The following is a 24,412-nucleotide window of genomic DNA, read 5'->3' as shown; positions in this document are numbered from 1 at the left end:
GTCTGCCGGTTCGTCAAAACGCCGGTATTAACGACAGCTTGTTTTAACAAAGAGATTTAACAAATAGTTCATATGAAATACTTATGTATGAACATTTAGTTTAATTTGTGAACTAATTAGCATTGATATATCCATTTCTACCGTTTAATGTCAATGCAGATGAGCGAAAACTGAGAGCGCCAAAACGAATATGCTAACAACTTTGCAACGTCAGATTTTAGGTGCAGTGAATGCCGCAGGCGGTTTAAGCCGTACCGAACTGGCGCAATTCTCAGGCATGAGTAAAGCGGCCATCGGCGGCGTGGTGCGTGAAATGCTCGAGGCCGGTTTTCTGCATGAAGCGGAAACGGTGCCGGGCAGCGGGCAGGGCAGACCCTCGGTACGGCTGGTGGTGCATCCTGACGGCGCCTGGTTTGCCGGGGTTTCTTTGCTGCAAAATCCGGCGCAAATGGCGCTGATCAATTTGCATGGCGAAATACTGTCGCGGGTGTCTTTTGCGGCGGACGCGGATCCGCAGCAGCTGGCGGCGAACATCGCCGGTGCCTTACCTGCGTTACTCGAACCTCATCACGAGGCGGCGAAAAAGCTGGTCGGGCTGGGCGTGACGCTTTCCGGGCTCATCGATGAACATCAGTCGACCTGCGTGCAGTCGGCGTTGCTGGGCTGGCGCGATGTGCCGCTGGCAAAGCTGATTTCGCAGGCGACCGGCATGGAAGTGGCCATTGAAAATGACGCCAAAGCGCTGGCGGTGAGCGAGAAAAGTTTCGGCCAGGCGCGGGATCTGAGTAGCTTTACGCTGGTCAGCCACGGCGCGGGCATCGGCAGTGCGCATTTTATTGCCGGAAAGCTGCACCGGGGTTTGCACGGCGGAGCGGGGGAAATTGCGCACTGCACGCTGGAGCTGAACGGTTCGCCCTGCCGCTGCGGCAAGCGCGGTTGTCTGGACACGCTGGCATCGCTCAATGCGATTGCGGAAATGGCGAAAGCGGAAGGGCTGGAGGTCACCACCATCGGCGGCCTGGAGCTGCTGGCGATGCAGGGTCAGACTGCCGCCATCCGCATTTTGCATCGTGCCGGGTCTGCGCTCGGTTTAGCGATATCCCATCTGATTCAAATTAATGACCCGGATCTGATTCTGATTGCACATCAGGATGCCGATTTTTCCGGGCTGTTCGGCACGGTTGTGCATCAGTCTGTTGAAGCCAACGTGCTGCCGGGCAACGCCGGTAAAACGCCGGTCCGCACTTTTACCCTAAACGACGACACCTGGGCGCGCGCGGCGGCAAGTATTGCTGCACATCGCTTTCTTGTCGGTCTGAAGCCAGTCTGAGGAATCATCAACATGCGTATAGCTGTCAGCGGTATCCATATTGAATGCAGTACTTACAATCCGGTTTTGAACGAAGAGAAAGATTTTACCGTTGTGCGCGATGCGCAGCTTCTGGCCTCACCGCGCTTTCGTTTTTTGCAGGATTATCCGGCGACGTTTTTGCCGACTATCCACGCCCGCGCCATTGCCGGTGGTCCGGTAGCGCGGGCAACTTACGATAAATTTAAAGCAGAAATGCTGGCGGGGCTGGACGCGCAAAAACCCTTCGATGGTGTGTATCTGGCGATGCACGGCGCGATGTACGTTGAAGGTTTAGAAGATGCCGAAGGCGACTGGATCGCCGCGGCGCGAAAGGCGGTGGGGCCGGACTGCCCGATCAGCGTCAGTTACGATCTGCACGGTAATGTCTCGCAGCGCATTATTGACGCCATCGATATGTTTTCCACCTACCGCACGGCGCCGCATATTGATGTGGAAGAAACCATGCGTCGTTCGGTCGCCATGCTGGTGAAACATCTGCAAACCGGCGTGAAACCGACGCTGCTGTGGGTGCCGGTGCCGGTGGTATTACCGGGCGAGCGCACCAGTACCGAAGATGAACCGGCGAAAAGTTTGTACGCCCGCCTGCCGGAAATGGATGACGTTGACGGCGTGTGGGACAGCTCGCTGATGGTGGGTTATGTGTGGGCGGATGAACCGCGCGCGACGGCTGCGGTGATCATGACCGGCACCGACCGCGCGGTACTGGAACAGCAGGCCACGCAACTGGCGCAGGCTTACTGGGACGCGCGCGAAGACTTCGTATTTGGCTGTGAAACGGACACGGTTGAAGCCTGCGTGAAAAAAGCCATTGCCTGTGAAACGCGCCCGGTGGTGCTGGCCGATTCGGGCGATAACCCGACCGGCGGCGGCGTCGGTGACCGCGCCGACGTGTTACAGGAGCTGATCAGGCAATACGCCCAAAATACGATTGTCGCCGGGATCGCCGATGCACCGGCGACGGAAGCGGCATTCAATGCCGGGGTCGGATCAATTCTGACCCTGACGCTCGGCGCGTCGCTGGATCATTCCAGCCCGCAGGTAAAAGGTGAGTTTGAAGTGGTTTTCCTGCTCGATGCGCTGACACCGGCAGACCGTCAGGCGGTTCTGCGCACGGGTGGTATTGATGTGGTGGTGTCTGCACGCCGCAGGCCGTATCACAACATCAGCGATTTCACCGTGCTGCAACTGGATCCGCATACTGCCGATATTGTGGTCGTGAAATCCGGCTATCTCTCGCCTGAACTGGCGCCGATTGCCAGCCCGAATTTAATGGCGCTGTCTAACGGCGTGGTCGATCAGTTTGTTGAGCGCCTGCCGCGTAACCGCAAAGCGCGCAAAACTTTCCCGTTCGACCGGGACTTCAGCTTTGTCCCGCAGGTGCAGCTGTCGGCGAGGAGCAAATAAGATGAGCGAACCGGAAAATCGTCAGCCTGTGCTGAGCGTAAAACATCTCACCACCTCTTTTCGCGGTGATGATGACTGGCTGCCTGTGGTGCGGGATTTGTCTTTTGATGTGTATCCCGGTGAAACGCTGGCTATTGTCGGGGAATCCGGTTCGGGGAAAAGTGTCACGTCGCTGTCGGTGATGCGTTTACTTAAGGCGCAGGGCAGTAAGATTGAGGGCGAAGTCTGGCTGAATCAGCGCAGTTTGCTGGCGCTTTCGGATAAGCAGATGCGCGATATTCGTGGCAATGAAATGGCGATGATTTTTCAGGAACCGATGACGTCGCTCAATCCGACATTCAGCATCGGCAGGCAGATTGCGGAAAGCCTGAAGCGGCACCGCGGGATGTCCTCCGCGCAGGCGCGGGCCGAAACCCTGAAGCTGCTGGAGAAAGTCCGTATTCCGAATGCTAAAGCGCGTTTTGACGAGTATCCGCATCAGTTTTCCGGCGGTATGCGTCAGCGCGTGATGATTGCCATGGCGCTGGCGCTGAAACCGAAGTTGCTGATCGCTGATGAACCGACCACGGCGCTGGATGTGACCATTCAGGGGCAGATTCTGGATCTGATTAAAACATTGCAGGAAGAGGAAGGGATGGCGGTGTTGTTCATCACGCACGATATGGGCGTGGTGGCGGAAATCGCGGACCGCACGCTGGTGATGTACCGCGGTGAGGCGGTAGAAAGCGGGGCGACGGAGGATATTTTCCATCGCCCGCAGCATCCTTATACCCGCGCGTTGCTGGCGGCGGTGCCGAAACTCGGATCGATGCAGGGGCGTGGCTGGCCGTTGCGCTTCCCGCAAATTAATCTGCAAACCGGTGAGGCGAGCGTGCCAAAGGAAGTGGCTGGCACGGTTGATGCCGGGGCGACGCCGTTGCTTTCGGTGAAAAATCTCAGCGCAAGGTTCCCGGTGTATGGCGGTATTTTCAGTCGTCAGGTGGGGGCGGTTCATGCGGTGGAGAACATCAGCTTTGATTTATTTCAGGGCGAAACGCTGTCGCTGGTCGGTGAATCCGGCTGCGGCAAATCCACCACCGGCCGCGCAGTAACGCGCCTGCTGAAACCACACAGCGGGGCGATTGATTTCGACGGTTTCGATGTCATGAATCTGGGCAAGCGCGACATTTTACAGATGCGTCAGCGCATCCAGATGATTTTTCAGGATCCGTTTGCCAGCCTCAATCCCCGTATGCGGATTGGCGACGCGCTGATTGAACCGATGCTGCAACACAAACTGCATAACCGCAGCGATGCAAAAGAGAAAGCCGCGTCGTTGCTGCAAAAAGTCGGGTTGTCGCCGGACATGCTGCGGCGTTTTCCCCATGAGTTTTCCGGCGGTCAGCGTCAGCGGATTTGTATTGCGCGCGCGCTGACGCTGGATCCAAAAGTGATTGTGGCCGATGAATCTGTTTCCGCCCTGGATGTCTCGGTGAAAGCGCAGGTAGTGAATTTACTGCTCGATTTGCAGGAAAGTATGAATCTGTCTTATCTGTTCATTTCGCATGACATGGCCGTGGTTGAGCGGGTGAGTCATCGCGTGGCGGTGATGTATCTGGGGGAAATTGTCGAGATCGGCCCGCGTGCGGCGATATTCGATAATCCGCAGCATCCGTATACGCGAAAACTGATGGCGTCAGTGCCGGTGCCGGATCCGTCGCGCAGAATGCTCAAACGACAAATGCAGGTGGACGAGCTGAAAAGTCCGGTGCGCGATAACGGCTATATTCCACCGCAAAGGCAGTATCAGGAAGTCTCGGCAGGGCATTTTGTTCAGGTTTGATTCGCAGTAGATAAGAGGTTATTTCAGAGAAGTTACTAAGGGATGAGTCAGGAAGATGGTGGTGGGGGAAGGATTACCCGGCCTCTGGCCTCGCCCTGCGGGTCGTTGCTGCGCAACGCTGTCTCGCTTCGCTCGGCTCGAACCTTCGGGTCGAAGATTCTCTATCCTTCCCGATCTGAGCTTTATTTGATTTTTGTTTTTTGTGGGAGGTAACGAGAACTACTGGAAGATGGTGGTGGGGGAAGGATTCGAACCTTCGAAGTCGATGACGGCAGATTTACAGTCTGCTCCCTTTGGCCGCTCGGGAACCCCACCACAATTTTTTGTGGATTTTTACTACGTACTTCTTAGCCATAAATCATCATGTGCTACATGGATGATTTCACGTTACAGCGGTTAACGCTGCGAACGGGGCGCATAATACCAAATGAAACGGATGTGTAAAGTGCTGAAAGCGATAAAAAAGTTCGATTGCGGTTTTTTTGTTCTTAACGATGCTTCTCTGTGCGAAAAGCATCGTCAGAACAGCTTTTACAGAATAACCGTGCGGTTTCCGTAAACAAACACGCGCTGCGCCAGAACGCGATAAAGCGCACGGCTGAGCACATTTTTTTCAACGTCACGACCGGCGCGCATCATATCTTCAGCCGTGTAGGTGTGATCGACGTTAATCACGTCCTGCATGATGATCGGGCCTTCGTCTAAACTGTCGTTGACGTAATGCGCAGTGGCACCAATCAGTTTAACGCCGCGCTCGTACGCCTGATGGTAAGGGCGTGCGCCGATAAAGGCAGGCAGGAACGAGTGGTGAATATTGATAACCTGATGCGGATAATGCTGCACAAAACCCGGTGTCAGCACGCGCATGTATTTCGCCAGTACGACGTAATCAGGCTGGTACTGATCGATCTGGGCAATCATCGCGCTGTCATGCTGTTCGCGGGTCAGGCCTTCGTGGCTGACCAGATGGAACGGAATGTCAAAGCGTTCAACCAGCGATTGCAGCGTGTCGTGGTTACCGATAACGGCAGCGATCTCAACATCCAGTCCACCGTAAACGGCTTTCATCAACAGATCACCCAGGCAATGGGCCTCTTTGGTCACCAGAATGACGATACGGCGACGGCCTGTGCTGTTTAACTCACGTACCGAACCCGCCGGCAGCGCGCTGTCGAGATCGGCAAGCAGTGTGGTGTCGTTGAAGATCCCTTCCAGCTCGGTGCGCATGAAGAAGCGTCCGGTGCGGTGATCCACGAATTCATTGTTCTGCACGATATTGAGTTCGTGCTTGTAGCAAATGTTAGTGATTTTGGCGATCAGACCTTTTGCATCAGGGCAAATGGTGCGTAATACCTTGGTTTGTACGTTCTGTTGCGGCATGAGGGTGTGGATCCTGTCCAAGACTGGTAGTCATAATGCGGTCAATTATTTACCGCAGCACTTCTTATATTTTTTACCCGAACCGCAAGGGCAGACATCATTGCGGCCTGTCTGCGGTTTGATTCCATCTATATAGTACCAGCGATCTTTCAAACGAAGAAATCGCGAACGTTCATGAATAAGATGGATTTGTTCCTGACCGGTTTCGGTAAAGCGTGCGGCGAACTCCACAAAACCTTCGTCCTGATCACGGCCTTCGTGCTGGTTTAACACCTGCAATCCAAGCCATTGCGTGGTCGCAAACCCGTCTTGCAAACTTTCGCGCCAGTGCTCTGCGTGACAATCCGGGTGCCAGGTGGCGATCAGATAACTCGCATTTTTCAGTGTGTACGCGGTGTAGCGCGAACGCATCAGCGCGGCGGGTGTGGGCGCAGGTTTTGTCTCGTCGATGTAAGGCTGGCAGCATTCGTCGAACAAAATGGTGCTGCCGCAAGGGCAAAGTAGGGACACGTAAACTCCTGATTCAGCCTGTATTACATATGTTACAAGCAGGTTGCGCTATTGAATGCGTCAAAGTGTTATGTTACCTAACATCCTCGCCGTGTGGCAACGCGCTTCCCGGTTCACTTTTTATCCACAGTTGGCATTAAGGTTTTCAAATGAGTAGAAAAGTCACGATCGGTCTGGCCCTTGGCTCGGGAGCAGCAAAAGGCTGGGCGCATATTGGCGTGATTAATGCCCTGAAAGACATGGATATTGAGGTGGATGTGGTCGCCGGATGTTCGGTTGGCGCGCTGGTGGGTGCGGCGTATGTCAGCAACAGATTGCCGGCAATGGAAAGTTGGGTGCGATCTTTTAGTTACTGGGACGTGCTGCGGCTGATGGATTTTTCATGGAAGCGTGGTGGACTGCTGCGCGGCGAGCGGGTGTTTAATGCGGTCGGCCAGATTATCCGCGTCAGCGAGTTCGAAGAATGTTCGAAAAAATTCGGGGCTGTAGCGACCAACCTGAGTACCGGGCGTGAACTGTGGCTGACGAAAGGGGATTTGCACGAAGCGGTGCGTGCTTCCTGTAGTATGCCCGGCCTGCTGGCTCCGGTCTGGCACAACGGTTACTGGCTGGTGGATGGGGCGGTGGTCAATCCGGTGCCGGTATCGCTGACCCGTGCGCTGGGGGCAGATATCGTTATCGCAGTAGATTTGCAGCACGACGCCCATCTGATGCAGCAGGATCTGCTCACGGTACAGCCGACCGGAGATGAACACAGTCTGGAGAAAGAGCTGAGCTGGCGGGACAGACTTCGCCAGCGACTGACCCGCCCGAATGCCCGTAAGCCGAACGTCAGTCCTTCAGCCATGGAAATCATGTCGACGTCCATTCAGGTACTGGAGAACCGCCTCAAGCGTAACCGCATGGCGGGAGATCCGCCGGATGTGGTGATTCAGCCCTATTGTCCGCAAATTTCCACACTGGATTTCCATCGCGCTGCGGAGGCAATCGAGGCGGGGCGTCTCGCTGTAGAAAAACAACGTGAGCAATTGTTACCCTTGATAAAAAACAAACCGTTCTGAGTGGCTTAACGTGCGCATTGACGGAATCTGATAATTCTGACAAGCAAAATCAGGCTTTATGAGCCACTATTAGAATAAGAAAATCCGGGGGTCGTGATGGATAAACCACTTACAAGCAAGCACATACTTATCGTAGAAGACGAAGCCGTTTTCCGATCTGTGCTCGCGGGTTATGTGAGTTCTCTCGGCGCTACCTTCACGGAAGCAGAAAACGGCCTACAGGCACTCTCTCTGATCGAAGATTTCCCTCCTGATTTAATCCTTTGCGATTTGGCGATGCCCGAAATGGGCGGCATTGAATTCGTTGAGAACCTGCGATTGCAGGGAAATAAAATTCCTGTTCTGGTGATTTCAGCCACCGATAAAATGACTGACGTGGCAACGATGCTGCGCCTCGGTGTGGAAGACGTATTGCTCAAGCCCATCGGCGATCTCCAGCGCTTGCGCGAAGCCTTGCTCACCTGCCTGTATCCGAAACTGTTTTCTTCACAGGCGATGGAAGAGAGTTCACTGGTTCAGGACTGGGAAGCCTTGTGCCGGAATCCGAATGAAGCGCAGCGCTTGCTGAAAGAGTTGCAGCCACCGGTTCAACAAACCCTTGCTCACTGCCGCATTAATTACCGGCAACTGACCACCACCGACCATCCGGGGCTGGTGCTGGACATCGCGGCGCTGTCGTCTAAAGATCTTGGTTTCTATTGCCTTGACGTCACCCGTGCGAACGAAAATGGGGTGCTGGCGGCACTGTTGCTGCGTGCTATTTTCAACAGCCTGCTGCGTGAGCATCTGAGCGATCAGCATCAGCGGTTGCCGCAGATGTCGACGCTGCTCAAGCAGGTGAATCACTTATTTAAACAAGCCAATCTGAAAGGGCAGTTTCCTCTTCTGCTCGGTTATTATCATGCCGAGCAAAAAAACCTGATTCTGGTGTCTGCGGGATTACACGCCAACGTCAATACCGGGACCAATACCATCCAGCTCAGCAACGGCGTGCCGCTGGGCACGACAGGCGCCACCTATTCTAACCAGATAAGCCAGCGCTGCGACGCGTGGCAGTGCCAGGTGTGGGGATCGGGTGGACGTCTGAGATTAATGTTGTCTACTGAGTGAGCATATTTCTCAGCAAGTAGAATAATGCCTTAATAGTATTGAGCATTTCTTCCGCACGACTTTTCATATTCATGATTCATCACATTATTCTAAGACCTATCTTATGCAAAATATGCCATTGCAGAGGCACTTACGTGTGAAACTGGTATAATGCGCCCAGAAATTTAGCCGTCTAATTAACGTTGTCTAAAAATGTTTGTTAAAAAATAAATAATAGGAATTCGCTGATGAAAGTAACAGTTTTTGGTATCGGTTACGTCGGACTTGTTCAGGCGGCGGTTCTTGCTGAAGTCGGGCATGAAGTTTTGTGCATCGATGTTGATGCGAACAAAGTTGAGAACCTGAAAAATGGTCAGATCCCCATTTTCGAACCGGGTTTAACGCCGCTGGTAAAACAAAATTATGAAGCCGGGCGTCTGATGTTTAGCACCGATGCGGCCGAAGGCGTGGCGCATGCCACCGTTCAGTTTATTGCTGTGGGCACGCCGCCGGATGAAGATGGCTCCGCCGACCTGAAATATGTTACCGCTGTAGCGCGGACTATTGCTGAACACATGACCGACACAAAAGTGGTGATTGATAAGTCTACCGTTCCGGTCGGCACGGCAGATAAAGTTCGTGCCGTGATGACCGAAGTGCTGAAACAGCGCGGCGTAGACATCGATTTCAACGTGGTGTCAAATCCGGAGTTCCTGAAAGAGGGGGCCGCTGTTGCCGACTGCATGCGCCCGGAGCGTATCGTCATCGGTACCGACAATCCTGACGCCATCGACCCTATCCGTGAACTGTACGAGCCCTTCAACCGCAATCATGATCGTATGATCCTGATGGACATTCGCAGTGCTGAGCTGACCAAATACGCTGCTAACTGCATGCTGGCCACCAAAATCAGTTTTATGAATGAAATGTCCAATCTGGCTGAAATGCTGGGTGCGGATATCGAGAAAGTCCGTCAGGGGATCGGTTCTGATTCCCGTATCGGTTATCACTTTATCTATCCTGGCTGCGGTTACGGCGGTTCCTGTTTCCCAAAAGACGTGCAGGCATTGATCCGCACGGCGGAACATATTGGTTATCAGCCAAAATTATTACAGGCTGTGGAACAGGTGAATTATCAGCAGAAATATAAATTACCGACTTTCATTCAGCGCCACTTCGGCCAGGATCTGCAGGGTAAAACCTTCGCACTTTGGGGGCTGTCCTTTAAGCCGAATACCGATGATATGCGTGAAGCTTCCAGCCGCGTTTTAATGGAACAACTTTGGGCCGCGGGCGCGAAAATCAAAGCCTACGATCCGGAAGCCATGAATGAAACTCAGCGAATTTACGGCCATCGTGAAGATCTCGAACTGATGGGAACCAAAGAATCCGCATTGCAAAACGCCGATGCGCTGATTATTTGTACGGAATGGCAGAATTTCCGCGCGCCTGATTTCGATGTCATCAAAAATGCATTAAAAGAACCGGTCATCTTTGATGGTCGTAATTTATTCGATCCTGAACGTTTAGAAAAACGCGGGTTCACTTACTACGGGATTGGCCGTGGTGCATCAGTTAATCCGGTTCTGTAAGGAGAATTCATGAAATATCTGGTTACCGGCGCTGCAGGGTTTATTGGTTTTTATGTGTCACAACGTTTGCTTTCGGCAGGCCATACCGTTGTCGGGATGGATAATCTCAATGACTATTATGACGTCAATCTGAAACTCGCACGTCTGTCACAACTGGAAAATAAAGACGGCTTTGAGTTTTTCAAGCTGGATTTAGCCGATCGTGAGGGTATGGCGGCATTGTTTGCGGCACAGCGTTTTGATCGTGTTATTCATTTGGCTGCGCAGGCCGGTGTCCGGTATTCCATTGAGAATCCTTTAGCTTATGCAGATTCTAACCTCATAGGATTTGTTAATGTGCTGGAAGGGTGCCGTCATAATAAAGTCGGTCATTTGCTTTATGCGTCTTCCAGCTCAGTTTATGGTCTGAACAAGAAGCAACCCTTCTCAACGGATGATTCGGTTGATCATCCCGTGTCATTGTATGCTGCGACGAAAAAAGCCAATGAATTAATGGCTCATACTTATTCGCATCTTTATCGCCTGCCAACCACCGGATTACGTTTCTTTACTGTTTACGGTCCGTGGGGGCGTCCTGATATGGCGCTGTTTAAGTTTACCAAAGCAATGATCGCCGGTCAGAGTATTGATGTTTATAACCACGGCGAAATGCGCCGGGACTTCACATATATCGATGATATTGCCGAATCCATTGTTCGCCTGCAGGATGTCATTCCACAAGCGCAGCAGGACTGGACGGTAGAAGAAGGTTCTCCTGCCAGCAGTTCAGCGCCTTATAGTGTCTATAACATCGGTAATAACCATCCGGTGAAGCTGACGGCCTATATCAGCGCGCTTGAGAAGGCCCTTGGGATTGAGGCTGAAAAGAATATGCTGCCTATGCAGCCTGGTGACGTGCATGAAACCAGTGCGGATACACAGCCGCTGTATGAGGCTATCCACTTTAAGCCGGAAACGACGGTTGAGCAGGGCGTGCAGAACTTTGTTGACTGGTACCGCGATTTTTACCAGGTCTGACATAAACTAATAACAAAAGGCTGCCCAGGCAGCCTTTTTCATTTATCAGAAATAATTCAGTTAAATCTTATGGTTGTTTAACCTGGTTTGTTTTTGATTTTTGTTGCTACCCGAAATGCATCACCCTAAATACATAACAAAAAACCCATCACAAGGATGGGTTTTAGCATTAATAACACTGAAGTCAATAAGGGCAATTACAGCAGGAAATCGTCCAGTGATTTGCCTTGCTCTTCGATTGCTTTCTTGATCACAGCTGGAGTACGACCCTGGCCAGTCCAGGTTTTGTTTTCGCCGTTCTCGTCGATATATTTGTATTTCGCAGGGCGTGCAGCACGCTTAGCTTTACCAGCAGATTTGGTAGCAGCCATTGTTTGCAGCAATTCGTTAGGATCAATGCCATCAGCAATCAGCATTTCACGGTATTGTTGCAGTTTACGTGTACGCTCTTCAATTTCAGCAGCTGCCTGAGAATCTTCTTCGCGACGTTCGTTAACAACAACTTCTAATTTCTCCAGCATCTCTTCCAGAGTTTCGAGAGTGCATTCTCTTGCTTGTGCGCGCAGAGTACGGATGTTGTTCAGAATCTTTAATGCTTCGCTCATTATACTAGTCTCAAATTATATGGTGGGGGGCGTTTGGTTAATAATAGATTGCTCTTCTCTATTCTGCAATAGCCAATTTGAACACCTGACTCTAATTTACGCATTTAAAGCAAATATTGATAACAGTGTAAAAATATAGTTGAGCCGGGACACACTATTTATCTGGGGCATATAAGCTAATTTTCAATACATTCTTCAGGTGTATTCGCGTGCCGCAAGATGCGTTGTATAACTTTGCGAGACTTCGCACAAATAAAACATTTACGTCAGCATCTATTGTAAGGATATGGCAAATCAGGGCATTAATGCTACAGCCTTTAGGATTTTTACCGAATTTTTAAGACTCCGCTGATCGGAACCGCTATGTATAGACAAACCAGCGTACACATAAGGTATTACATATAAATACCGGTCAGGTAAGGTAATAAGGTGTTCAGATAACGCATTATGATTGGCGGGTTTTATAATTTCTGTTTGTAAATTTCTGTGTTTTTTGAAAAGTCATAAAGCGTTATTCATGGATCTTATTGGGATCGGTGACGCGATGTTATCAGCCGGCAGGGGCTATGGTACAATCCTTGCCGAAAAATTCCGCCATCCAATACTTAACGGGGTCGCCGCTTAATGGCTCAACTTTATTTTTATTACTCGGCGATGAACGCCGGTAAATCGACATCTTTGTTGCAGTCTTCATATAATTATCAAGAACGTGGCATGCGTACGCTGGTCTTAACGGCGGAGTTAGATCACCGGTTTGGCGTCGGTATGGTCAGTTCTCGTATCGGGTTGTCATCGCCTGCGGAACTTTACAATAAAGAAACCGATCTCTTTAATTTGATCGCACAGGACAGCGGCTCACAGCGCCTGAATTGCGTTTTGATAGATGAGTGCCAGTTTCTTACCAAGGCGCAGGTGTCGCAGCTTACAGACGTCGTGGACGACCTTGATGTGCCGGTTCTGTGTTACGGATTGCGGACAGATTTCCGTGGCGAGCTTTTTGAAGGCAGCGAGTACCTGCTGGCATGGGCGGATAAGCTGGTTGAGCTTAAAACCATCTGTCACTGCGGCCGTAAGGCCAACCGTAACCTCCGCATGGATGAGAAGGGTAACGCGCTTCACGATGGTGCACAGGTGGTCATTGGCGGGGATGAGAGCTATGTGTCCGTTTGCCGCAAGCATTACAAAGAAGCCATGGCCGCGATAGCTCCCCTTGACGATACAAAGACACGCTAAGTCAGCCGGGCCTGTGAGCGGTAGCAAACCTGTACCAGATTGAAGAGTGCCATTAAAACGTCGAGTGACGCTCCTGATGGCACAATAAAAAAACCCGCCATTTGGCGGGTTTTTTGCTTACGGGAATCTCAGCAGATTATTTTTTGCTGGTTTTCTTTTCAGCTTTCAGTGCCGGAGCTGCAATGGCAACTTCATCAGCAACATCTTCGTTGTACTCACGACCGTAGTAAGTATCCATCAGAATCTGTTTCAGTTCGGCGATCAGCGGGTAACGTGGGTTAGCACCGGTACACTGGTCATCAAACGCATCTTCAGACAGTTTGTCTACTTTCGCCAGGAAGTCAGCTTCCTGCACACCGGCTTCACGGATTGAAGTTGGAATACCCAGATCCGCTTTGATTTCGTCCAACCAGTTCAACAGTTTCTGGATTTTCTGTGCAGTACGGTCACCAGGAGCGCCCAGACCTAAATGGTCAGCGATTTCTGCGTAACGACGACGCGCTTGTGGGCGGTCATACTGACTGAAAGCAGTCTGTTTAGTTGGGTTATCGTTCGCGTTGTAACGGATAACGTTTGAAATCAGCATGGCGTTGGCCAGACCGTGTGGAATGTGGAACTCTGAACCCAGTTTATGGGCCATTGAGTGACACACACCCAGGAAGGCGTTCGCAAACGCGATACCAGCGATAGTGGCCGCATTGTGCACACGTTCACGAGCAACCGGGTTTTTAGAACCTTCGTGATAGCTGGCTGGCAGGTTTTCTTTCAGTAATTTCAGCGCCTGCAGAGCCTGACCATCAGAATATTCATTCGCCAGTACGGAAACGTAAGCTTCCAGTGCGTGAGTCACCGCATCCAGACCACCGAACGCACAGAGTGATTTCGGCATGTTCATCACCAGGTTGGCATCAACGATAGCCATATCTGGGGTGAGCGCGTAGTCAGCCAGAGGATATTTCTGACCTGTTGCGTCATCTGTCACTACTGCAAACGGAGTGACTTCAGAACCGGTACCGGAAGTGGTAGTGACGGCGATCATTTTCGCTTTCACACCCATTTTCGGGAATTTGTAGATACGTTTACGGATATCCATAAAGCGCAGCGCCAAATCTTCAAACTGAGTATCTGGATGTTCGTACAGTACCCACATGATTTTAGCGGCATCCATCGGTGAACCACCACCCAGCGCGATAATCACGTCTGGTTTGAAGGAGTTCATCTGCTCAGCACCTTTACGAACGATACTCAGCGTTGGATCCGCTTCTACTTCGAAGAAGACTTCAGTTTCAATACCGTGACCTTTCAGAACGCTGGTGATTTGGTCTGCATAGCCGTTATTGAATAAGTAGCGGTCAGTAACGATGAAGGCGCGTTTCGCTCCGTCCGTCGCCACTTCTTCCAGTGCGATTGGCAGTGAGCCACGACGGAAGTAAATAGATTTTGGAAGTTTATGCCACAACATGTTTTCTGCTCGCTTCGCTACAGTTTTCTTGTTGATCAAGTGTTTTGGACCGACGTTTTCAGAGATGGAGTTACCACCCCATGAACCGCAGCCCAGCGTCAGAGAAGGGGCAAGTTTGAAGTTATACAGGTCACCGATACCACCCTGTGAAGCAGGGGTGTTGATCAGAATACGTGCGGTTTTCATTTTGTTGCCAAAATAATTAACACGTTCTGGTTGGTTGTCCTGGTCTGTATACAGACAAGAGGTGTGGCCGATACCGCCCATTTCTACCAGTTTTTCTGCTTTTGCTACCGCATCTTCGAAATCTTTCGCACGGTACATCGCAAGGGTAGGGGACAGTTTTTCGTGTGCAAACGGTTCTGATTCGTCAACAACGCTGACTTCACCGATTAACACTTTAGTATGAGCTGGCACTTTGATGCCGGCCATTTCAGCGATTTTCGCGGCTGGCTGACCTACGATTGCCGCGTTCAGGCCACCGTTTTTAAGAATGATGTCGGAAACGGCTTTCAGCTCTTTACCCTGCAGCAGGTAGCCGCCGTGAGAAGAGAAACGTTCACGCACTGCGTTATAAACAGAATCAACCACGATGATGGACTGTTCAGACGCACAGATAACACCGTTATCGAAGGTTTTAGACATCAGAACGGAAGCGACAACACGTTTGATATCAGCGGTTTCATCAACGACAACCGGGGTATTACCTGCACCAACGCCAATCGCGGGTTTACCGGAGCTGTAAGCGGCTTTCACCATGCCCGGGCCACCGGTTGCCAGGATCAGGTTCAGATCCGGGTGATGCATTAACTGATTGGACAGCTCTACGCTTGGTTCATCAATCCAGCCAATGATGTCTTTTGGCGCGCCCGCAGCGATAGCGGCTTGCAGAACGATATCTGCGGCTTTGTTGGTTGCGTTTTTAGCACGTGGGTGTGGAGAGAAGATGATACCGTTACGTGTTTTCAGGCTGATCAGCGCTTTGAAAATCGCGGTAGAAGTTGGGTTAGTTGTCGGTACGATACCGCAGATGAGGCCGATTGGCTCAGCGATAGTGATAGTACCGAAGGTGTCATCCTGACCGAGGATGCCACAGGTTTTTTCATCTTTATAAGCGTTGTAGATATATTCAGAGGCGAAGTGGTTTTTGATCACTTTGTCTTCGACGATACCCATACCGGATTCTTCAACAGCAAGTTTTGCCAGCAGAATTCGAGCATCAGCAGCAGCCAGGGCGGCGGCGGCGAAGATCTTATCTACTTGTTCTTGACTGAAGTTGGCGTATTCACGTTGTGCCTTTTTCACTCGGGCAACGAGTGCGTTCAGTTCAGCGACATTTGTTACAGCCATAATGCTCTCCTGATAAAGTTAAACTCTTTTAGTAAATAACCTGCCAGAGATGAGTATAGCCTTGCTATCCTCCACTGCGAGAAAGTAATTATTACTACTGTTCTCAATGTGTTATCTCTGTCTCTTTATTTGCTCAAAGAGCTTTCAGTCGTGTAGCACCCAGAGTAGATAAATTGTCATTCCGCGCCATTTTGTGAACGTTTATCTCAGAGAGTGTTCGCAAGTACCGGTGAGTGACTATGCGCAAAGCTTACCTATTTGTAGGCAGAGGGAATTTGATCTGGATCACTAAACACCAATGCTGACTCCTTTCAGCTGGGGTTTAATAAGAATGATTATCAAAAAAGTGGAAACTATCTACAACTTAACGGCTTTTTGAGGCAGTAATATTACACTTTTTTAACAAAAGTGTCATTCACTGCTTTTTAATGAAATTCTGGTGATAAATACCATGAAACGACGTGGCGCCATCTTTGCAATTCCAGTACATTAGCGCCCCATCAAGACCTTCATCTACTGGCAATTTGTGCGGAGTTCTGCGTGAGCCAATCTTTATTAGATTTTTCAGGCTATATCAAATTTTTCGTCGGGTTGTTCGCGCTGGTTAACCCGGTAGGGATCCTGCCTGTCTTCATTAGTATGACCAGCTATCAGGCTGCCGCCGGTCGTAATAAGACCAACATGACGGCTAACTTATCCGTTGCCATTATATTGTCGACAGCGTTGTTCCTCGGCGATGCCATTCTGCATCTGTTTGGGATTTCCATTGATTCATTCCGCATCGCAGGCGGCATTCTGGTTGTGACCATTGCGATGTCGATGATCAGCGGCAAACTTGGCGAAGATAAGCAGAACAAACAAGAGAAGTCGGAAACTGCGATCCGTGAAAATGTCGGTGTAGTGCCTTTGGCATTACCCTTGATGGCAGGGCCCGGGGCAATCAGTTCTACGATTGTCTGGAGTTCCCGCTATAACGGCTGGCAGAATCTGCTGGGTCTTACGCTGGCGATCATCTTCTTTGCCTTTTGTTGCTGGCTTCTGTTCCGTGCGGCACCGCTGTTGGTTCGTTTACTGGGGCAGACGGGCATCAACGTGATTACCCGAATCATGGGGTTGTTACTGATGTCTTTGGGCATCGAATTTATTGTGACAGGAATTAAAGCTATTTTCCCCGGCCTTCTCTAATCAATACGCAGCCAAATTATCACGAGATCATAAACGTGATTTCGTGATAATTATTACGTCTGCTTATAATCGAATGCATTAATATAGTGCAGCTAATGGTGTAAATAAGAGCATTTGCACCCTAATGTGGCGTAAACTCCCTTCTCAGACTTCTTTTGAATCCAAGCCTTCATTTCTTATAATAAACTTAGCTATTTTTTTGCTAAAACCCCTCCTTTACTGCCCGTATTGCCGTTAATTTATCCACATCATTCTGTAAGGCTTGTGCAGGCCGTATCGAGATGTTATTAGTGTTAACACAGCAGTTAACAGGGCTTTATCCTTGAAATCGTCAGAATGTTAACTGATTGTGTCAGTCGAGTTCTTGAGCAACCTCGCAGGAGATTTCGGACCTGTAAATTGCATTTAAGATGAGTTTAAACAGCAAGTTACCTGCTGTTTCACGGCGTAGGTATCTTGGGCGCTCAAAAGCTTAGTAACGTATAAAAGAGAATTGCGTAACAAATTTGCAAAATTAATTGGCGCCGATATCGGGGTTCTGATAATTTTCAAATCGTCTTAACAAATGGAAAATTGTGTAGAGTCATGCTCTAAGTGAGAACGAATCTTGCAAGGCACAGAAAGATTGAAGCAATTTCATTTGTTTTTGGAGAGCAAAGTGTCGCAATACGTACCGCAAAATTATCCTCAGTCGTTTTCTTTTCGCAGGAACACGATCTTTGCGTTACCGCCATTACACAGCTCTGAGTTGAATCTTCCCGCTCAGCAAAACAAATCTTCAGTTCTTCTTCTTAATTGATTTCTGACGTTTGATGACGGCGGAAATGCTTTCACCTATACCGGTGACAGCCAAAAAATTTTATTTAAAGTCATTAGGAATATCAGTATGCGACTGCCTGGTGTACCTCCGGAATGAATGCCGGTGATAAACGGGGTAAGTCAAATGGAGGAGATCTTCCTTAACGATCTCTGAAACCGCATGGCGCTTAACAGCCTGACGTTTCACTTGCTTCACGCAGTAATAGGGGAAGCCATCCGCGGATGGTTACTGAATGGGGGCCTTTCTTGAGCAATTCGTTCCTGCTTGTGAAACCCGTAGACGCAGTAAGGGTTTATCTTGCGCCAGAGTGTGCAAGTTCATAATAAAAATTGGAGTTGAATGACAATGACCAACATCACAAAAAAAAATCTGCTGGCTGCCTGCATCATGGCTGCGGTTGGCGCCATTTCCATTAATACCGCCTTTGCAGCCACCGTGCCTGCTGGCGTGACCCTGTCAGACAAGCAAGAGCTGGTGCGTAACAACGGTTCAGAAGTACAGTCCCTTGATCCGCATAAAGTGGAAGGCGTACCTGAATCCAACGTGATCCGTGATCTGATGGAAGGGCTGGTCAATACCGACAGCAAAGACGGCAGTGTGATCCCTGGTGTTGCCACCAGCTGGGATAATAAAGATTTCAAAGTCTGGACCTTCCACCTGCGTCCGGAAGCAAAATGGTCTAACGGCGATCCTGTGACTGCTCAGGATTTCGTATACAGCTGGCAGCGCCTGGCTGACCCAAAAACCGCCTCTCCTTATGAAAGCTACCTGCAATACGGCCACATCGAAAACATCGATGACATCATCAGTGGTAAAAAAAGCCCTGATACGCTGGGTGTGAAAGCGATTGATGACCATACTCTGCAAGTGACCCTGACTGAGCCAGTACCGTATTTTGTCAAAATGCTGTCTCACACCGCGATGAAGCCGGTGAACAAAAGTGTTGTTGAGAAATTTGGCGATAAATGGACTCAACCAGAAAACTACGTCAGCAATGGCGCATACAAACTGAAAGCATGGACCGTCAACGAACGTATCGTGCTCGAACGTAGCCCGACTTACTGGGACAACGCCAAAACTGTGATTAACCAGGTTACCTATCTGCCAATTTCTTCAGAAGTGACAGACGTTAACCGCTACCGCAGTGGCGAAATCGACATGACTTACAACAACATGCCGATTGAACTGTTCCAGAAGCTGAAAAAAGAAATCCCTACCGAAGTTCATGTTGACCCGTACCTGTGTACTTACTACTACGAAATCAACAACCAGAAAGCACCATTCACTGATTCACGCGTTCGTGAAGCACTGAAACTGGGCCTGGATCGCGACATCATCGTGAACAAGGTGAAAGCGCAGGGCGACCTGCCAGCCTACAGCTACACCCCTCCTTACACCGACGGCGCAAAACTGACGCCTCCGGCCTGGTTCAAAGAGACTCAGGATCAGCGCAACACCGAAGCGAAAAAACTGCTGGCTGAAGCGGGTTACACACCGGCTAAACCTCTGACCTTCGAACTGCTGTACAACACCTCTGACCTGCATAAAAAACTGGCGATCGCCGCAGCGGCTATCTGGAAGAAAAACCTGGGCGTTGACGTGAAACTGGTTAACCAGGAGTGGAAAACCTTCCTGGACAGCCGTCATCAGGGCAACTTCGATGTGGCGCGTGCCGGCTGGTGCTCTGACTACAACGAACCTTCTTCTTTCCTGAACACTATGCTGTCTGACAGCAGCAACAACACCTCTCACTATAAGAGCGCAGCGTTTGATAAAGCGATTGCTGACACTCTGACCGCGAAGACGGATGACGAGCGTGCTGATCTGTATCAGAAAGCTGAAACCCAGCTGGATAAAGATTCCGTTATCGTGCCTGTTTATTACTACGTGAACGCGCGTCTGGTGAAACCTTATGTTGGCGGTTACACCGGTAAAGATCCACAGGACAACGTCTACGTGAAAGATCTGTACATCATCAAACACTAATCAGTGAAAAGAACAGGGCATCCCCGAGCTGCCCTGTTTTTTATTTGATGTAAGTAATGTTCTTAGCGCTGACGTTCAGTGCCAAAGCAAAGAGCCACCACGATGACCCACACACGCGGGGCATCGTGACCAAGCCAAAACTATCAAGCTGTAGTGACAGGCTTAGAAACAGGTACGGGCAATGTTAAAGTTTATTTTACGCCGCTGTCTGGAAGCGATTCCGACGCTATTCATTTTGATCACCATTTCGTTTTTTATGATGCGTCTCGCCCCCGGTAGCCCTTTTACGGGTGAGCGTAATCTTCCGCCAGAAGTTATGGCCAACATTGAGGCGAAATATCACCTCAATGATCCAATCTATAAGCAGTATTTCAATTATTTAGAACAACTGGCGAAAGGTGACTTTGGCCCGTCGTTCAAATACAAGGATTACACCGTCAATGATCTGGTCGCGGCTTCTTTCCCGGTTTCGGCGAAATTAGGCCTGGCGGCATTCATTATGGCGATTGTGTTTGGTGTGACGGCGGGCGTTATTGCTGCGCTGAATCAAAACACCAAGTGGGACTATACGGTGATGGGGGTCGCCATGACCGGGGTGGTTATCCCCAGTTTCGTGGTCGCGCCATTACTGGTGCTGATATTTGCCATCACGCTGAAATGGCTGCCGGGCGGCGGCTGGAACGGCGGTGGGGTGAAATACATGATCCTGCCGATGGTCGCCTTGTCACTGGCCTATATCGCCAGCATCGCGCGTATCACCCGTGGTTCGATGATCGAAATTCTGCACTCCAACTTTATCCGTACAGCCCGCGCCAAAGGCTTGCCGTTGCATCGCATTATTTTGCGCCATGCACTGAAACCTGCGCTGCTGCCGGTGCTGTCCTACATGGGGCCAGCATTTGTTGGGATCATCACCGGTTCGATGGTTATCGAGAGCATTTTCGGATTGCCGGGCATCGGCCAGTTGTTTGTTAACGGCGCTTTAAACCGTGACTACTCACTGGTATTGAGCCTGACTATTTTAGTGGGCGCATTGACCATTTTATTCAATGCGATCGTTGACGTGCTGTACGCCGTCATCGACCCGAAAATCCGTTATTAATGCCGGAGTACGTCAATGATGTTAAGTAAGAAAAACAGCGACGTTGTCGAGAACTTCAGCGAAAAACTGGAAGTTGAAGGCCGCAGCTTGTGGCAGGACGCACGTCGTCGCTTTATGCATAACCGCGCAGCGGTAACCAGTCTGATCGTTCTGGCCTTTATTGCGCTGTTCGTGGCATTTGCCCCGTTGCTGTCGCAGTTTGCCTACGATGATACTGACTGGAACATGATGTCAGCCGCGCCTGATATGGCTTCTCACCACTTTTTCGGTACTGACTCATCAGGCCGTGACTTACTGGTGCGTGTGGCAATCGGCGGGCGAATCTCCCTGATGGTCGGGGTTGCTGCTGCGCTGGTGGCGGTGATCCTCGGGACTCTCTACGGGTCTTTGTCCGGCTACCTGGGCGGCAAAATTGACTCCGCTATGATGCGTTTGCTGGAAATCCTCAACTCCTTCCCGTTCATGTTCTTCGTTATCCTGCTGGTGACCTTCTTCGGGCAAAATATCCTGCTGATATTCGTTGCGATCGGCATGGTGTCGTGGCTGGACATGGCGCGTATCGTGCGTGGTCAGACCCTCAGCCTGAAACGTAAAGAATTCATCGAAGCGGCGCTGGTCAGTGGTGTGAGTACGCGAAATATCGTATTGCGTCACATTGTTCCTAACGTACTCGGTGTCGTCGTGGTCTATGCGTCGCTGCTGGTGCCAAGCATGATCCTGTTCGAATCCTTCCTGAGCTTCTTGGGTCTGGGTACGCAGGAGCCGCTGAGCAGTTGGGGCGCGTTACTGAGTGACGGTGCCAACTCGATGGAAGTTTCACCTTGGTTACTGCTGTTCCCGGCAGGCTTCCTGGTTGTAACTCTGTTTTGTTTCAATTTTATCGGCGATGGCCTGCGTGATGCCCTCGACCCGAAAGATCGTTAAGGAGTGCAATCATGAGCACCATTGAACAAATTCAGGCGAATGCCGCGTCATCGCACGCTGCGAACGGGCAGACGCTGCTTGATGTTAAAGACCTGCGCGTCACGTTCGAAACTCCGGACGGTGATGTGACTGCGGTTAACGATCTTAACTTCGATCTGCGCGCTGGCGAAACCCTGGGGATCGTTGGCGAATCCGGCTCCGGTAAATCTCAGACTGCGTTTGCGCTGATGGGGTTGCTGGCGAGCAACGGTCGCATTGAAGGCTCGGCTAAATTCAACGGCCGCGAAATTCTCAATCTGCCGCAAAAAGAGCTGAACAAGCTGCGCGCCGAACAGATTTCGATGATTTTTCAGGATCCGATGACTTCACTGAACCCGTACATGCGTGTGGGGGAGCAGTTGATGGAAGTGCTGATACTGCACAAAAATCTCAGTAAACGTGAGGCCTTCGAAGAATCTGTGCGCATGCTTGACGCGGTGAAAATGCCGGAAGCCCGCAAGCGTATGAAGATGTTCCCGCACGAGTTTTCCGGCGGCATGCGTCAGCGTGTTATGATTGCGATGGCGCTGTTGTGCCGTCCGAAGCTGCTGATTGCTGACGAACCGACCACGGCCCTCGACGTGACCGTTCAGGCTCAGATCATGACGCTGCTGAATGAGCTGAAAGCCGAGTTCAATACGGCGATTATCATGATCACCCACGATCTGGGCGTTGTTGCCGGTATCTGTGACAAAGTGCTGGTCATGTACGCAGGACGTACCATGGAATATGGTCGCGCCCGCGACGTTTTCTACGAGCCTTGCCACCCGTATTCCATTGGTTTGCTGAATGCCGTTCCGCGTCTTGATGCGGAAGGTGGCGCGATGATGACCATTCCGGGTAACCCGCCGAACCTGCTGCGCCTGCCTAAAGGCTGTCCGTTCCAGCCACGTTGTCCGCACTCGATGGATATTTGTGCCACTGCACCTCCGCTTGAGCGTTTCGGTGATGGTCGTTTGCGTGCGTGCTACAAGCCGCTGGAGGAACTGGTATGACAGACAATACAATCATGGACAGCGCGGCAATGAACACCCATGCGCCGGAGAAAAAAGTCCTGCTCGAAGTGGCCGATCTCAAAGTCCATTTCGACATCAAAGATGGTAAACAGTGGTTCTGGCAGCCTTCCAAAACCCTGAAAGCGGTCGATGGCGTGACGCTGCGTCTGTATGAAGGGGAAACGCTGGGCGTCGTTGGGGAGTCCGGTTGTGGCAAATCCACCTTTGCCCGTGCGCTGATCGGCCTGGTGAAAGCGACCGATGGCCGTGTGGCGTGGCTTGGCAAAGACCTGCTGAATATGTCTGATAACGAGTGGCGTAAAACCCGCAGTGACATTCAGATGATTTTCCAGGATCCGCTGGCGTCGTTGAATCCACGTATGACCATCGGGGAAATTATCGCCGAGCCGCTGAAAACCTATAACCCGAATATGCCTCGGTTAGAGGTGAAAGAGAAAGTGAAGGCGATGATGCTGAAGGTCGGGCTGTTGCCTAACCTGATCAACCGCTATCCGCATGAATTCTCCGGCGGTCAGTGTCAGCGTATCGGTATTGCACGCGCACTGATCCTTGAGCCGAAACTGATTATCTGTGACGAACCGGTTTCCGCTCTCGACGTTTCCATTCAGGCGCAGGTGGTTAACCTGCTGCAACAGTTGCAGCGCGAAATGGGGTTATCCCTGATCTTCATCGCGCACGATCTGGCCGTGGTGAAACATATCTCCGACCGTGTTCTGGTCATGTATCTGGGCCACGCTGTTGAGCTGGGGACCTATGATGAGGTGTACAACAATCCTCAGCATCCGTACACCCGTGCGCTGATGTCAGCGGTGCCGGTACCCGATCCGGATAAAGAGCGCAACAAAGTCATTCAGTTGCTGGAAGGGGAATTGCCTTCGCCGATCAACCCGCCGTCAGGCTGCGTTTTCCGCACCCGCTGTCCGATTGCCGGTCCGGAATGTGCGATCACCCGTCCGTTGCTTGAAGGCAGTTTCCGCCATGCGGTTTCCTGCCTGAAAGTCGACCCGCTCTGATAAATCTCTCAGACGCAAAGCATAAAAAAACCTGCCGGTGGCAGGTTTTTTTTCATGCAGCTTTTAAGATTACTCTTTCCAGAGAATATGGCAGAGCTTGTGATCTTTCTCGCGGCACAGCAGTACGCGGGCAAAAATATCATTGATCGGCTGGTCTTCTGCATCAGCCAGACCAATCACCACTTCGGCGAAGAAGTCAGGATTTAGATCGAAATCGACGTGATCCACCCAGTCTTCTGCCGGATCGTATAACTCAGCGCCGCCGCGTTCTTCAAATTGCAGATTGAAGATCAGGATATCTGCGGGGTCGAGGTTATCTCCAGCCAGTTCCAGAAAGATATCATAGGCTTGCTCAAGCGTTTCGTCTTCGGTCAGGCGATTATTCAGGTCCATAGCGTTCTCATTTACAAAAAGTGTATTCAGGCATCAA

Annotated in this window: 19 protein-coding genes, 1 tRNA gene and 1 other RNA gene; 14 read left to right on the top strand and 7 right to left on the bottom strand. The window is 50.8% G+C overall.

The window, feature by feature from the left end; translation table 11 throughout:
* Positions 1-190: 190 nt before the first annotated feature.
* The 3 genes from ACO0U8_RS01775 to ACO0U8_RS01765 are packed head-to-tail and all read left to right on the top strand — an operon-like array spanning position 191 to position 4,598.
* The gene (locus ACO0U8_RS01775) at positions 191-1,330 is read left to right on the top strand and encodes an ROK family protein (RefSeq protein WP_421670155.1); all 1,140 of its coding nucleotides are present in this window, start codon (positions 191-193) and stop codon (positions 1,328-1,330) included.
* 12 nt (positions 1,331-1,342) lie between these two features.
* Positions 1,343-2,776, top strand: coding sequence for a M81 family metallopeptidase (locus ACO0U8_RS01770; RefSeq protein ID WP_421670154.1), 1,434 nt, complete (start codon positions 1,343-1,345; stop codon positions 2,774-2,776).
* Between the two features lies 1 nt (position 2,777).
* Positions 2,778-4,598, top strand: coding sequence for an ABC transporter ATP-binding protein (locus tag ACO0U8_RS01765; RefSeq protein WP_056780826.1), 1,821 nt, complete (start codon positions 2,778-2,780; stop codon positions 4,596-4,598).
* Positions 4,599-4,654: 56 nt separating this feature from the next.
* Here ACO0U8_RS01765 and ACO0U8_RS01760 read toward each other — a convergent pair.
* The 4 genes from ACO0U8_RS01760 to ACO0U8_RS01745 form a co-directional block, all read right to left on the bottom strand.
* A non-coding RNA gene (locus tag ACO0U8_RS01760) (RtT sRNA) lies at positions 4,655-4,784 on the bottom strand.
* Positions 4,785-4,828: 44 nt separating this feature from the next.
* A tRNA-Tyr gene (locus tag ACO0U8_RS01755) sits at positions 4,829-4,913 on the bottom strand.
* Positions 4,914-5,129: 216 nt separating this feature from the next.
* Positions 5,130-5,978 (bottom strand): formyltetrahydrofolate deformylase, encoded by an 849-nt coding sequence (gene purU, locus ACO0U8_RS01750; RefSeq protein ID WP_056780822.1) that lies wholly within the window; start codon positions 5,976-5,978, stop codon positions 5,130-5,132.
* A 45-nt stretch (positions 5,979-6,023) separates the two neighbouring features.
* Positions 6,024-6,488 (bottom strand): YchJ family protein, encoded by a 465-nt coding sequence (locus ACO0U8_RS01745; protein ID WP_421670153.1) that lies wholly within the window; start codon positions 6,486-6,488, stop codon positions 6,024-6,026.
* Positions 6,489-6,637: 149 nt separating this feature from the next.
* Here ACO0U8_RS01745 and rssA point away from each other — a divergent pair, with 149 nt between their 5' ends.
* The 4 genes from rssA to ACO0U8_RS01725 all read left to right on the top strand — a co-directional run bounded on the left by rssA (position 6,638) and on the right by ACO0U8_RS01725 (position 11,247).
* Positions 6,638-7,549 carry a patatin-like phospholipase RssA gene (gene rssA, locus ACO0U8_RS01740; RefSeq protein WP_056780813.1) on the top strand — a complete coding sequence of 304 codons (912 nt, stop codon included), beginning with the start codon at positions 6,638-6,640 and terminating at the stop codon, positions 7,547-7,549.
* 96 nt (positions 7,550-7,645) lie between these two features.
* Positions 7,646-8,659, top strand: a complete 1,014-nt coding sequence (rssB, locus tag ACO0U8_RS01735; protein ID WP_056780810.1) for a two-component system response regulator RssB — start codon at positions 7,646-7,648, stop codon at positions 8,657-8,659.
* 227 nt (positions 8,660-8,886) lie between these two features.
* Positions 8,887-10,230 carry a UDP-glucose dehydrogenase family protein gene (locus tag ACO0U8_RS01730; RefSeq protein ID WP_056780807.1) on the top strand — a complete coding sequence of 448 codons (1,344 nt, stop codon included), beginning with the start codon at positions 8,887-8,889 and terminating at the stop codon, positions 10,228-10,230.
* A 9-nt stretch (positions 10,231-10,239) separates the two neighbouring features.
* Entirely contained in the window at positions 10,240-11,247 is a 1,008-nt protein-coding gene (locus tag ACO0U8_RS01725; protein WP_217204057.1) for an NAD-dependent epimerase, read from the top strand.
* 197 nt (positions 11,248-11,444) lie between these two features.
* On the opposite strand, the gene hns is transcribed toward ACO0U8_RS01725, so the two are convergent.
* Positions 11,445-11,852 carry a histone-like nucleoid-structuring protein H-NS gene (gene hns / locus ACO0U8_RS01720; protein ID WP_056780802.1) on the bottom strand — a complete coding sequence of 136 codons (408 nt, stop codon included), beginning with the start codon at positions 11,850-11,852 and terminating at the stop codon, positions 11,445-11,447.
* Between the two features lie 624 nt (positions 11,853-12,476).
* Here hns and ACO0U8_RS01715 point away from each other — a divergent pair.
* Complete coding sequence (locus ACO0U8_RS01715) at positions 12,477-13,085, top strand: thymidine kinase (protein ID WP_421670152.1); 609 nt, start codon at positions 12,477-12,479, stop codon at positions 13,083-13,085.
* Between the two features lie 136 nt (positions 13,086-13,221).
* On the opposite strand, the gene adhE is transcribed toward ACO0U8_RS01715, so the two are convergent.
* Positions 13,222-15,897 (bottom strand): bifunctional acetaldehyde-CoA/alcohol dehydrogenase, encoded by a 2,676-nt coding sequence (gene adhE / locus ACO0U8_RS01710; RefSeq protein WP_421670151.1) that lies wholly within the window; start codon positions 15,895-15,897, stop codon positions 13,222-13,224.
* 540 nt (positions 15,898-16,437) lie between these two features.
* Here adhE and ACO0U8_RS01705 point away from each other — a divergent pair.
* The 6 genes from ACO0U8_RS01705 to oppF all read left to right on the top strand — a co-directional run bounded on the left by ACO0U8_RS01705 (position 16,438) and on the right by oppF (position 23,982).
* A complete protein-coding gene (locus tag ACO0U8_RS01705; protein WP_056780794.1) occupies positions 16,438-17,082 on the top strand; it encodes a YchE family NAAT transporter in 645 nt (214 codons plus the stop codon).
* 1,165 nt (positions 17,083-18,247) lie between these two features.
* Positions 18,248-19,888 carry an oligopeptide ABC transporter substrate-binding protein OppA gene (gene oppA, locus ACO0U8_RS01700; RefSeq protein ID WP_122095517.1) on the top strand — a complete coding sequence of 547 codons (1,641 nt, stop codon included), beginning with the start codon at positions 18,248-18,250 and terminating at the stop codon, positions 19,886-19,888.
* A 181-nt stretch (positions 19,889-20,069) separates the two neighbouring features.
* Complete coding sequence (gene oppB / locus ACO0U8_RS01695) at positions 20,070-20,990, top strand: oligopeptide ABC transporter permease OppB (protein WP_056780787.1); 921 nt, start codon at positions 20,070-20,072, stop codon at positions 20,988-20,990.
* Positions 20,991-21,005: 15 nt separating this feature from the next.
* Complete coding sequence (oppC, locus tag ACO0U8_RS01690) at positions 21,006-21,914, top strand: oligopeptide ABC transporter permease OppC (protein ID WP_056780783.1); 909 nt, start codon at positions 21,006-21,008, stop codon at positions 21,912-21,914.
* A gap of 11 nt (positions 21,915-21,925) precedes the next feature.
* On the top strand, positions 21,926-22,948 hold the full coding sequence (locus ACO0U8_RS01685) for an ABC transporter ATP-binding protein (protein ID WP_056780780.1): 1,023 nt from the start codon (positions 21,926-21,928) through the stop codon (positions 22,946-22,948).
* Between the two features lie 29 nt (positions 22,949-22,977).
* Positions 22,978-23,982, top strand: coding sequence for a murein tripeptide/oligopeptide ABC transporter ATP binding protein OppF (gene oppF / locus ACO0U8_RS01680; protein WP_056781023.1), 1,005 nt, complete (start codon positions 22,978-22,980; stop codon positions 23,980-23,982).
* A 69-nt stretch (positions 23,983-24,051) separates the two neighbouring features.
* On the opposite strand, the gene ACO0U8_RS01675 is transcribed toward oppF, so the two are convergent.
* A complete protein-coding gene (locus ACO0U8_RS01675; protein ID WP_056780777.1) occupies positions 24,052-24,375 on the bottom strand; it encodes an HI1450 family dsDNA-mimic protein in 324 nt (107 codons plus the stop codon).
* Positions 24,376-24,412: the final 37 nt, after the last annotated feature.

This window comes from Rahnella sp. EDr1-12 (assembly GCF_049206505.1).
Taxonomy (GTDB): domain Bacteria; phylum Pseudomonadota; class Gammaproteobacteria; order Enterobacterales; family Enterobacteriaceae; genus Rahnella; species Rahnella rivi.
Note: the sequence above shows the minus strand (reverse complement) of the source record. Positions and strands in the feature narration are given on the sequence as shown.